Origin of the sequence: Camelimonas fluminis, assembly GCF_014656355.1 — a bacterium.
GTDB classification, from domain to species: Bacteria; Pseudomonadota; Alphaproteobacteria; order Rhizobiales; family Beijerinckiaceae; genus Camelimonas; species Camelimonas fluminis.
In genome coordinates, this window is record NZ_BNCG01000007.1 from 118,115 (window position 1) to 130,287 (window position 12,173).

The window sequence follows — 12,173 nt, forward strand, 5'->3', positions numbered from 1 at the left end:
CCGCAAACCGGCCGGACTGCTTCAGGAAGGACCCAGTCATGAGCCAGCCACGCCCCGATATCCGCGACAATACGGCGACCGGCAGGTTTGAAATGCTGACTGACGCCGGCCTTGCCTTTGTCAGCTATCGCCAGGCCGGCGACGTGGTCAGCCTTGACCATGCCGAGGTGCCGCCGGCCCTGCGCGGCTCCGGCGTCGCCAGCCAGCTGGTGCTCGGGGTTTTCAACATGCTTCGCGCCAGCGGCCGCCGCATGATCCCCCGCTGCGGTTACGTCCGCGCGGTCGCCAGCCGTCACCCGGAATATGACGATCTGCGGGCCAGCTGATCGTCCGCGCGATCAGGCCAGGCGATAGCGCCCGTCCGCGTCACGGGCGACGCGGCCCTTGCCCATCAGCTCATCCAGATGCATGGCGATGGAGCGCGCCTCGACGCCATCGACCCACGGCTCATTGAAATGCGCCGGGTAAAGCAGGCGCCCCCGCGCCAGTTGTTCCAGGGTTTGCGGCGCCGCCCGCAACATCTCCAGGAGACGCACGTCGCGCTCGTCAAAGCGCGCCTCGTAGGTGGAAAGGTCATCCAGAAAACGCTGGCGATCCGTGTAGACGCCCTTGTGATGGAAGGTGACCCACACCTTCGCTGGCAAATCCCGCACCTTGCGCAAGGTTTCGCGGAAATCATGCATGCTGGAATTGGCGTCGCCGTAATAGGGACCGAAGGTGCTCAGGTCGATGTCGCCGATAAAGGCAAGACCGTATGGCTCCACCAGCAGCGCGCAATGGCCCGGGGTGTGCCCAGGCATGTGCACGGCGCGCACGGTGACGCCGCCCAGATCCCACGTGGCGCCGTCCTTGTAGGCGATAGCGTCTGGCGTCTCGACGTAATGGAAATCCTGCTCGAAGCGGGCGCGGGATGCGGCCCGCTCCTCAGCGCCCTCATAGCCGAACACATCCGCCAGCGCGTCCCAGGAGCGCGCCGCGGCGACGTCAGCCTCGTGAGCGTAAACCGGCTTGCCTTTCAGCAGGTGCAACCCGGCCATATGGTCTTCGTGGACGTGGCCGAGAATGCACAGGTCGGCGTTGGTGAAATCGGGGCCGATGGCGTTGGCGCTGATGGGCGTATCGAACACCGCGACAGAATCCGTCCCCCGGACGATCACCTGGTTGCCATCGGGATACTTGCCGTTCCTGTCGCCGAAGCAGACCGTGACCGGACCGAATTCCGCCCGCGTCATTCCGTGCTGTTCCCGCGCTGTCGTGACGCCGCCCATCTGATCCTCCCACACCATGCGTGGCCGCTCGAAACAAGGCGGCGGCCACATCATGCAGGTCCTTTCCATGACTGATGCATGCAGGGGATGCAACCACGACCCGGCAAAAACCATCTCGCCGCCGCTATCCGCAGCACCGGCGCACCGGCGGGCGGGCGCCGGCTGTCCGAAAGCGGGTCCCAACGCCAGGAGCCTCCGCCAAGCCATGGCGCGCCTGCCGGCGAAGCCGGCGATTGGTCTGACCTTTCGCTTTAAAATGGCCGGGTCCAACCCACCGCTATCCTGCTAGGAACAGGCTGCGCTGGCAGACCATTCACACGGCTTCCAGCGCGGCGGATGAGCTTGCGCGGCAGCGCGCGCCGGGCCAGGCAAACGGACAAAGCCCCGGCTGCGAGGTGAAACTGACCGCCATGGAGATCAGGTCATGCAAAGAACAGCGGTGGCGATCCGGCATATCCACTTCGAGGACCTCGGGGTGTTCGCCCCAGTGCTGTCAGAAGCCGGCTTCTCAATCCGCTATCGCGATCTCGACGCGGCCCCCTTTGCCACGCTCGACCCGCTGGAGCCAGATCTGCTGGTCGTGCTCGGCGGCCCGGTTGGCGCCTGTGAAACCGACGCCTACCCCTACCTTGCTGACGAACAGGCGATCCTGGCCGCGAGACTGGCGGCCGGCCGCCCAACCCTTGGCGTCTGTCTGGGCGCGCAACTCATGGCCAGGGCGCTTGGCGTTGAGGTCGCTCCCATGCGGCGCAAGGAGATCGGCTTCAGTCCCATTTCGCTGACAGACGCCGGGCGGGTTGGGCCGCTGCGGCGTCTGGCGGGCATCCCCGTGCTGCACTGGCATGGGGATGCTTTCCAGATACCCGAAGGCGCGGAAAATCTGGCGGCGACGCCGCTCTGCCCGACCCAGGCCTTTTCCCTCGGAGTCCATGCCCTGGCTTTACAGTTTCACCCGGAGGTCGACGTAACCGCCGGCATTGAACGCTGGTTGACGGGGCACGCCGCAGAGCTGGCGAGCGCGGGCATCGACCCGCGCGGCTTGCGCGATCAGGCCGCGCAGGCCGGCCCCGAACTGGCGATCGCGGCGCGCGCGATGCTGACCGAATGGCTGGCGGGGCTGGGCCTGTCGGCGCGGTAGCGCTCCAGGCCTTTATTGTTTTGAGCGACGGCTGGTTGACCAGACGTTTCCGTCTGCGCGGAAGCCCTCCATTGGCCGCAGCTACGTTCTGGATGCATGGGATCGCGCCCCTTGCGTGCGCCGCCGCCGCATCGCGCGCTTGCCACACCCTTGGGGAACAGGAGCGCGACGGATGATGACGCCTGCGACGGTCACGCTTTCACCAGAAGACATCGCCCGTTTTGGCGCCGATCCAGCCGGAGCGTTCGTGGCCAATCGCACGGCCGTTCAGGAGCGGATCGCCGCCGCCTGCCGCCGCTGTGGCCGCGATCCCGACGACGTGCGGCTGTTGCCCGTCACCAAGACCGTGCCCGCTCATGTTCTGCGCCTCGCCTTCTCCGCCGGCATCGCCAGTTTCGGAGAAAACAAACTGCAGGAAGCGCGCGACAAGTCCGCGGCGCTGGCTGATCTGCCCGTTCGCTGGAGCATTATCGGCCACCTCCAGACCAACAAGGTGAAGTATCTGGTTCGGCTGGCGTCGGAGTTCCACGCCCTGGACAGCTTGCGGCTGGCCGAAGAACTGAACCGCCGTCTCGACGCCGTGGGGCAGGATCTCGACGTGTTCGTTCAGGTCAATACCTCCGGCGAGGACAGCAAATATGGTCTGCATCCCGATGCGCTGACGCCGTTTGTCGAACGCCTGCCAGACTATCCCCGGCTGAAGCCGCGCGGCCTCATGACCCTGGCGATCTTCAGCGCCGACGTGGAGCGGGTGCGCGACTGTTTCCGCCTGCTGCGCGCCCTGCGGGATCGCGCCGCCAGCATGCACCCGGGACTCACCGGCCTGTCCATGGGCATGTCGGGCGATTACGAAACCGCCATTGAGGAAGGGGCCAGCGTCGTGCGGGTCGGCCAGGCCATCTTGGGCGCGCGGCCGACCAGCGACGCCCATTATTGGCCTGGCCTGGCCTGAACCTTCAGCGCGCCACACCGGGCCAGGCCCCGGCGTTCCGGCGGAATTGCCGGGGCGTCGCTCCGAACCAGCGCTGGCAGGCGCGGGTGAGAACCGACTGGTCGGCAAAGCCGAGCAGGTGAGCGATATGGACCAGGCTGAGCTCCTGCTGGCCGAGCAACTGACGCGCCCAGTTTTTTCGCGCCACGTCGCGTAATTCTTCGAACACCACGCCTTCAGCGTGCAATCGCCGCTGCAGTGTTCTGGGATGACGCCCGAGAATCCGGGCCACCGTGCCCAGGTCCGCCATCTCCAGCCGCACCAGACTGGCGAGCGCATGACGCACCTGATCCGTTGCGGGTTGCTCACGCACCGGCGACAGCCCCGCCAGAAAGCCGCCGACGAAGCGCTCCAGAAACTGGTTGTGCCGCAGCGAGCGCCGGCGCATCGCCAGGGCGTCGACTGAAACGCCGTCAAAGGCGGCGTTGAAACGCGGCGTCTGTCCCAGATGCTGGCGATATTGCGCCTCGCTGCCCAGCGGGGCATGGCGGAAATGAATGGCCACCGGCTGCACCGCGCCGCCAGACAGCAGCTCAAGCGTGCGGCGCATGTAGGAGACGCAAATCTCCGTGACCTGGAGCATGTCGTCATTTGGCTCCAGTCGCTGGAAGACGGCCAGATGCTCCAGCCCCCTGTCCGCGTCCATGAAAGTCCTGTATCCCAGCGCCGGATTATGCAGGCGGACATGCCGCGCGCCCAGCATCAGCCCCTCCCGCACGCTGGGGGCCGACTGCATGACCAGGGCCAGCAGGCCAAGGGCGTTGATGTCCTGCATGGCGCACAGGCGCAGGCCGAAATCCGGGGCGTTGAGACTGCGGGAGGCCGCCTCGACCGCCTGCACGACATTCCGGTAGGGAATGGAGCGCTCGGGATCGGACAGCACCGCCGGCGCGAGGCCGCAGGATCGCAGGATGGCGGAGGCGTCGCCGCCGAGGTCGCGCACCAGATCGCCAAAGCCAGCCAGGGCCGCGGCGCGGACGCTGTTCAGGTGCGATGGATCGCCTGACATCCGGTCCTCCTGCATGTCGCGCAAGATCAAAATCCTGTCGCATGAAAGCAAGAACCGCCGCTGGTTTGAACCTATCCTTTCTGATGGGCCAACGCTCGCCCCAATATCAGGAGGAGACAGTTCTCATGGATACGGCAACCAGCCGCCAGGCCGCGCCAGCTGCGGGCGTGGAGCACTTTGACTTTCTCATCGTCGGCGCTGGCATCTCGGGCATCGGCGCCGCCTGCCACCTGCGCAAACGCTTTCCGCAAGGCAGCTTCGTCATTCTGGACGCAATGGCCGGCTTTGGCGGCACCTGGTGGACGCACCGCTATCCCGGCGCCCGATCAGACAGCGACCTGTACACCTACGGCTACAGCTTCAAGCCGTGGCGCGGCAGCTCCATCGCCACCGCCGACGAGATCCGCACCTATCTCAGCGAAGTGATCGCCGAGAACGATCTGGCGCCGCGCATCCGCTACGGCCACAAGGTCACGGCGGCCGACTGGTCATCGCGGGACCAGCGCTGGACATTGACGGTGAGCCGCGCCGACACCGGCGAAACACTGACGTTCACCACCGGCTTTCTCTGGATGTGCGCCGGCTACTACGATCACAACAGGGGCTATACGCCGGAATGGCCCGGCATGGCGGACTTCAGGGGCCAGATCGTGCATCCGCAACACTGGCCGGAAGATCTGGACTGCGCCGGCAAGCGCGTGGTCGTCATCGGCTCGGGCGCCACGGCGGCGACGCTGATCCCGGCCCTCGCCGACAAGGTGGCGCACGTCACCATGCTGCAGCGCTCGCCGACCTTCTTCGCGGCGGACCCGCGCGCCCATCCACTGGAGGCGCCGTTGCGGGCGCTGGATCTGCCGGATGACTGGATTCACGAGATCATGCGCCGGGCCCACATCGCCAAGGCCGGCGAGGTTGTCCGCATGTCGTTCGAGCAGCCGGACGACTTGCGCGCGTTCCTCATTGACCAGGCCCGCGCCCATCTGCCCGCGGGCTTCGACGTCGACCGGCATTTCAACCCGGCCTACCGTCCCTGGCAGCAGCGCATCGCCGTGGTGCCGGACGGCGACCTGTTCGCCGCCATCCGCAGCGGCAAGGCCTCGGTGGTCACGGACGCCATCGGGCGATTCGACGCCAGCGGCGTCCAGCTGGCCAGCGGCGAGCATCTTGACGCCGACATCATCGTCACCGCCACTGGCTTCAACATGCAGTTCTTCGGCGGCGCCCCGTTCAGCATTGACGGCGAGCCGGTGGACTTCACGCAGCGGGTGACCTGGCGCGGCATGATGATCGAGGGGGTGCCCAACATGGCCTATGTGCTGGGTTACTTCCGCGCCAGCTGGACGTTGCGTTCGGACCTGATCAGCGATCTGATGTGCCGGGTGATCGAACACATGCGGCGCGAAGGCCGCACTGTAGTCGAGCCCACCGTCACGGCCGACGACGCCGACATGCCCCGCCTGCCGTGGATGGATCCGAAAAACTTCAACGCTGGCTATGTGATGCGCGCCCAGGACCATCTGTTCCGCCAGGGCGACCGCGCGCCATGGCGGCATCAGCTGGAATATGGCGAGGAGATGTCCGCCCTGCCCGCCGTGCAGGCTGACGAAGCCGCTCTGGCCTATCGCTAGAGTATTTTGAAATCAGGCTGGATCGCAAAACGCTGAGATGCTCCTGGATTCGTCATGGCTTGCTTCGTCATGGCCTGGCTGCGTCATGGCCGGGCTTGACCCGGCCATCCACGGAAGTGCCGTTTATGCAAAGGGATAACTGGCTTGAAGCAGCAGGGCGTGGATGCCCGCATCACGTACGGGCATGGCGTCGTGAGAGGTTCATACAGTTCAACATAAACGCACAACGCTCCAGAGTTCAGGCCTGATCCATTGCCTCGCGGATCAATGGATCAGGCAAATTGACCCCCGGTTGAATAAACACAGACAATAAAACAGGGAGAAACCACCCATGGCGCTTGATGCTCACCTTGCCCAGGTTTTGCAGATGCTGGCCAACCCGGACGCCAGACCCATGCATGAGGGATCGCCGGAAGAAGGCCGCGCCGCCTATCTGGCGCTGACGCTCGGCACGCGCACGCCGGAGCAGATCGCCCCGGTCGCCAGTGTGGAGGACGCCGTGGTTGATGGCGCCGCCGGCCCGCTGAAGGCGCGCATATACCGGCCGGAAGGCGCCGGCCCCTTCCCCACCGTGGCCTACTTCCATGGCGGCGGCTACGTCATCGGCGACCTCGACACCCACGACAACATGTGCCGCGATGTCTGTCGCGGCGCCCGGGCGGTGGTGGTGGCGGTGGATTACCGGCTCGCCCCCGAACACCCCTTCCCCGCCGGTATCGAGGACGCCATCGCCGCCGCCCGCTGGGTCGTGGCCCATGCCCGTGACCTTGGCGGCAATGATACTGTCGGCGTGGCCGGCGACAGCGCCGGCGGCAATTTCTCAGCGGTGGTCTCGCAGCAATTGCGCGACGCGGGCATCAATCTGGCGGCGCAATTCCTCATCTATCCCGCCGTTGATCACGCCGCCGCCGCGTATCCGAGCGGCGAACAGAACGGCAAGGGCTACTTCCTCGAAGCCGACACCATGACCTGGTTCTACAACCACTACGCCAGCGGCGTCAGCGATACGCTGGACCCGCGCCTTGCCCCGATCCAGGCCAAGAATCTCGCCAATCTGCCGCCTGCCCTGGTGGTGACGGCGGAATTCGACCCGCTGCGCGACCAGGGCGCGGCCTATGCGGAGGCGCTGCGCGCCGCCGGCGGCGTAGCGGAACTGATTCCTGGTCCCGGCATGATCCACGGCTTCTTCGACATGGGCCGCTGGTCGCCGGTGGCGCAGGACATCATCGCCCGCAGCACCCGCCGGTTCGGCGAGATGCTGCGGGGCTGATGCGGCGCCGGCAACGCGGACGCCCTTTCGCGTGAAAGAACCGCATTGGCCCAAAACGCGTTGGCCCAAAGACGCTGGCATTCGCCATGACGGCGCGGCAATCCGTTCATCCCCGAACGGATTGCCGCGCCTGGCGGTTTTCATGACGCGCTGTTTTCATGGCGCGCCGGAAAGCCGCCGGTTCAGCCAACGGGCGCGCCTGGCCGGTTTGGAATATTTTTCAAACCGGCCAGGATCGGGACATGTTCTGACATCGCCCCCCGTCATGGCCGGGCTTGACCCGGCCATCCACGCGGTTGATGCGCCTGCGGCCACATATATCGGGATGACTGCACCTGAATGACGGCGCCGGCATTGCCCGTTGTTCGTGGATGCCCGCATCAAGTGCGGGCATGACGCGTTGAGGCGTCCGGAGCATTTGTCGATCAGCCGATTCCGTCTGAGCGGGAAGCGCTCCAGCCTGAGGCAAGATTGTTTCAGGCCCGGCCCGCCACACCGTCCTTCCCATATCCGGCCCGGCTGCCCATATCCGGCCCTGTCGCCCCCTGCCTGCCCGCGCCGGATAAAGCCTGAACAGGACAAGACCTGGACAGGCTGGCTCGCGTCCATCCGGTTTGCTATCCCGGTCAACAGGCAATGAGTCGCGCCCGCCTGGAGCCCTGACGCGACGTATATGACGTCATTGCCGGCGCCAGGGCGCTCTGTCCGCGCCAAAATTCTTCGAGATCCGCGTTGTCAAGTCTGGCTACAAAATTGTGACGACCGCAAAAGATTGCCCATGACCTGAGGGAAGATCGGCGCTTGTCCAGCTATGTCAGGCAAATACCGAAGATCATGAATTTTGATAAATTGTATCTTAATTTTGTTTACAAAATTCTCTGCGCGAACCGCGTATTCATACCTAACGTCAGCGGCGAAAATTGCACACAATCCCGCGATCAATATAAAAATAATCACCCAATCGTCGAAAATCAATAATAACAAAATTTCTCAAAATTAGTTGCATAATGATATACGTTTTTGAAGCGTTTTAGCCCCCTTTTTTTGACAATTCCCTAATGCTATCACGCAAAATTAGGTAGATATTGCGCAAAAGAACGCAATTCGTTCTATGCGGCGTAGGCGGTCAGGGGTTGGGGGAAGCTATGGGTATTTCCGGCGCGAAGAATGGCGGCGCTCGCAGCGGACGTGGCGGCATGACGCTGATGGACGCCTGGCGTCTGGAGAACCGCGCGGAGCAGGCAGCGGTTGCACCGGCAAATACCGGCCGTAGCGCTCTACTCTCCGGTACGGCGCTTTGTGGCGCCATCGGCATTGCTATGACTGCTGGCGCAACTGTAGCGCCTACGAAAGCTCATGCAGAAACATGGGGTAGTCGAACCACAACAAACGGCAATCGAACTTTCACGAACAGTTGGCAGTTTGGCTTTCCGCCGACTGTAAAAAGCGGCCTAAATATTGAATCCGGTACGACGATTGATGGCGCTGGCATTGCCAACCAGGGCGCTCTTACCGTCGATCTGTCGCAAAGAAATGCCTTTGTTACAAACAATGGCTCCGTTACGAGTAATCCGGGCAGCAACCAGAACGGCGTTGATGTCAATGGCTATAAGGTTGGCAGCAGCTACGCCGGTTCCGCCACCTACTCCGGCGCCGGCAGCGTCACCGGCGCAAATTCGGGCGTTGTTCTGAACGGCACAAGCGTTGATGTTACGACCACAACAGACGCCAACATTCGCGGCAATGGCGGCGATGGCGTGTACGGCGCGGCGACGTTAGGTAGTGCGACATTCTCGCTGACCGGCACGACTGTATATGGAACGGCCGATGGCGTGGATGCCAGCTCTACCGGCCCCCTGGGTAATGCCAATGTCACGGTCGACGGCGGCTCCGTCACAGGTCGGGATGGGAATGGCGTCAAAACGTCCGCCTCCCTGGGCTCCACTACTGTAACGATCCGGAATGGAGCTATCGTCAGCGGCGGCGACAACGGCGTCGACGCGTCCGCAGGGATTAACGCCACGGTCAATACGTCGGGTACGACGGACATCACCGGGCAAAATAACGGCATCCATCTGAAAGGGACCGTCTCAGGCGCGACCAATCTCAATGGCGGCTCGGTAACAGGCGCAACCGGAGACGGCATCAACGCCACTGGCGGCTCCACCAATATTTCAGCGAATGGCACGACCATTCTGGGCGGAGCCAACGGCATCAACGCCCAAGGCACCGTATTTAATCAGGTTAATCTGACCGGAGGGTCGGTTACCGGGGCGGCTTGGGATGGCGTCAACGCTGGCGGCGGTGCGACTGACATCTCTGCAAACGGTACGACGATCCTCGGCGGCGACAATGGCATCAACGCTCATGGGCTTGGGCTGAACCAGATTGACCTGACAGCCGGCTCGGTCACCGGAACGTCTGGCCATGGCATCAACGCCACGGGTCTCTTCAGCGACATCACGACCAATGGAACGACCATTGTTGGCGGCGAGAACGGCATCAATGCGCTGAGCGGCAGCAACACCCTGAACCTCACCGGTGGCTCTGTGACCGGCCAGGCGGGCCACGGCATCAACATCACCGGCGCTAGTGCGAATGTCACCACGACAGGCACGACGATCAGCGGCGGCAAGAACGGCGTCAACGCCCTGATTACCGGCGGCGCTTCGTCGTTTACGGTGAACAACGGTTCGGTTACCGGCCTCGCAGGCGACGGCATCAACGTCACCGCCATTGGCGCCCTGGGCCTGGGCGGAACCAGCGTCATCAACACCACCGGAGCCTCGACGGTTCTCGGCAGTGAAAACGGCGTCACGGCGCTGACGCTTGGCGCCAACATGAACGCCACCACCACCATCAATGCCAACGGCCAGTCCGTCACCGGCACGAATGGCATCGGCATTTCCGCCATCACCGCCAGCGGCGGCATTGGCGGCGGCTATGGCGTGGCGACGACGACTGTCACCGGCAGCGCCAACATCAACGGCGGCAGCGTTGGCGTGCTGGCCGTTGCTGGCGGCGTCAATCTTGATCTGAACAATCTGGGCTCGATCGATCTCAGCAATCCCACCTCCCTGCTCGGCGACGGCAAGGGCGTGGTGAACGTCAACACCACCGGCGACGTCACCGCCGGCAATGCGGGCGTGATCGCGCTGGCTATTGGCAACGGCGGCAATGACGTTGACGTCACCAGCGGCGGAACCATCAACGTCACCAATGGCGTTGGCATTCTTGCCGGCTCCATTGGCGCTGGCGGCCAAGTTGACGTCACCAACACGGGTACCGTCAACAGCAATCTGGCCGGCGTCATCGGCTTCAACACCGAAGGCGACGTCAACGTCACCAACGCGGCCAACGCCAAGATCAGCATCGATCAGGGCGGCTTCATTGGTCTTGGCGCCGTGGCGCTGGGCAGCGGCAACGCCACCGCCACCAACAATGGCGTCATCGACCCGCCGCTGGTCGGCATGGGCGCGCTGACCATCGGAACCGGCGTGGCGGCCGTCGACAACAACGCCGGTGCCTCCGTCGATGCTGATCTGATCGGCGCCATCGCGCTCAATATCGGCAATGGCCAGGTTGTCGCCACCAATGACGGGACGATTGGATCGAGCGGCGGAGCGCTGCCGCTCGTCGGCCTGGCTGGCGTCAAAATTGGCGACGCCGCTGTTGGCGGCCTCGACGTCTCCGTCACCAACTCCGCTACTGGCAACATCTCCGGTTATCTGGTCGGCGCCGCTGGCGTCGCCATTGGCGATGGCAACGCCGTGAATGTTGACAACCGGGGCGGCGTAATCAACGCCAGCCTCGCTGGCGCTCTGGGCCTGGCCGTTGGCAACGGCAATCATGTCGAGGTCGAGAATAGCGGCGTGGTGACGTCTGACATCGCTGGCGTTGTCGGCGTTGGCGTCGGTAACAACAACACTGTCAACGCCATGAGCAATGGCGGCTCGGTTAATGGCGGCCTCGCAGGAGTCGCCAGCGTCGTGGTTGGCGACGGCAATTACGCCACCGCCGGGAACCTCTCGGGCCTGGTGCATGGCGATATCGTTGGCCTCGCCGGCGTCGGCGTCGGCAATGGCAATAATGTTCAGGTCAGCAACTCGGCGAATGTCACCGCTGGCGTCGCGGGCCTAGCCGGCGTTGTCGTCGACGGCAATGGCAACACGCTGGACGTCAACAACTCGGCAACCGGCAATGTCCAAGCCGACGTGGTCGGTCTCGTCGGCGTCAGCATCGGCAACAACAACACTGTCAGCGTCGCCAACAATGGCTCCATCTCCAATGGGCTGATCGGCGCGGCCGCCTATGTGCAGGGCAACAACAACTCTTCCATTCGCGTGGAGAACATTGGGTCCGGCACGACCAACGCCGACGCCATTGGCCTTGCCGCCTACGTGCAGGGCGACAACAACGGCAACATCCTTGTTAACAATAGCGGCACGATCACGACGACGCTTGGCGTCGGCATGGCCGGCTATGTCACCGGCAACGGCAATACGGCCGGCGTCAGCAACAGCGGCCAGATCAACGCGGGCATCCTCGGCGCCGGTGGCTTCATGGATGGCAACCAGAACCGCCTGGCGGTTGAGAACAGCGGAACCATTGATGCAATCGGCGTCGGCATCGCTGGCGGCGTCAATGGCGACGACAACCGCCTGCGCGTCAGCAACACGCACGACATCAACGCAGGCGTGCTCGGCGCTGGCGCTTATGTGGATGGCAATGGCAACCGCACGCTGGTCAGCAACAGCGGAACCATCGACTCCGACATCGCTGGCGCAGTCGGTTATGTCGACGGCAACAACAACCAGACCGCCCTGCTCAACCTGGGCACGGTCGACGCCGAAGTTCTCGGTCTCGGCG

8 protein-coding genes are annotated in these 12,173 nt (G+C 64.0%); 6 read left to right on the forward strand and 2 right to left on the reverse strand.

Annotation, left to right across the window (positions count from 1 at the left end):
* A partial coding sequence (locus IE243_RS10480) for a GNAT family N-acetyltransferase (RefSeq protein WP_210319833.1) occupies positions 1 to 326 on the forward strand: 326 nt, incomplete at its 5' end.
* 12 nt (positions 327 to 338) lie between these two features.
* On the opposite strand, the gene IE243_RS10485 is transcribed toward IE243_RS10480, so the two are convergent.
* The gene (locus IE243_RS10485) at positions 339 to 1,268 is read right to left on the reverse strand and encodes an MBL fold metallo-hydrolase (protein WP_191319381.1); all 930 of its coding nucleotides are present in this window, start codon (positions 1,266 to 1,268) and stop codon (positions 339 to 341) included.
* A 424-nt stretch (positions 1,269 to 1,692) separates the two neighbouring features.
* Between IE243_RS10485 and IE243_RS10490 the strand changes: the two genes are divergently transcribed.
* Both IE243_RS10490 and IE243_RS10495 read left to right on the forward strand, forming a co-directional pair.
* Positions 1,693 to 2,406, forward strand: coding sequence for a glutamine amidotransferase (locus tag IE243_RS10490; RefSeq protein WP_191319321.1), 714 nt, complete (start codon positions 1,693 to 1,695; stop codon positions 2,404 to 2,406).
* 172 nt (positions 2,407 to 2,578) lie between these two features.
* Positions 2,579 to 3,358 (forward strand): YggS family pyridoxal phosphate-dependent enzyme, encoded by a 780-nt coding sequence (locus tag IE243_RS10495; RefSeq protein ID WP_191319322.1) that lies wholly within the window; start codon positions 2,579 to 2,581, stop codon positions 3,356 to 3,358.
* 4 nt (positions 3,359 to 3,362) lie between these two features.
* Here IE243_RS10495 and IE243_RS10500 read toward each other — a convergent pair whose 3' ends face one another.
* A complete protein-coding gene (locus IE243_RS10500; protein WP_191319324.1) occupies positions 3,363 to 4,406 on the reverse strand; it encodes an AraC family transcriptional regulator in 1,044 nt (347 codons plus the stop codon).
* Positions 4,407 to 4,531: 125 nt separating this feature from the next.
* Here IE243_RS10500 and IE243_RS10505 point away from each other — a divergent pair, with 125 nt between their 5' ends.
* The 3 genes from IE243_RS10505 to IE243_RS23100 all read left to right on the forward strand — a co-directional run.
* The gene (locus tag IE243_RS10505) at positions 4,532 to 6,034 is read left to right on the forward strand and encodes a flavin-containing monooxygenase (RefSeq protein ID WP_191319326.1); all 1,503 of its coding nucleotides are present in this window, start codon (positions 4,532 to 4,534) and stop codon (positions 6,032 to 6,034) included.
* A 331-nt stretch (positions 6,035 to 6,365) separates the two neighbouring features.
* Positions 6,366 to 7,304 (forward strand): alpha/beta hydrolase, encoded by a 939-nt coding sequence (locus tag IE243_RS10510; RefSeq protein WP_191319328.1) that lies wholly within the window; start codon positions 6,366 to 6,368, stop codon positions 7,302 to 7,304.
* Positions 7,305 to 8,449: 1,145 nt separating this feature from the next.
* Positions 8,450 to 12,173: beta strand repeat-containing protein (locus IE243_RS23100; RefSeq protein ID WP_194624590.1), on the forward strand; the 3,724-nt coding region annotated here is incomplete at its 3' end.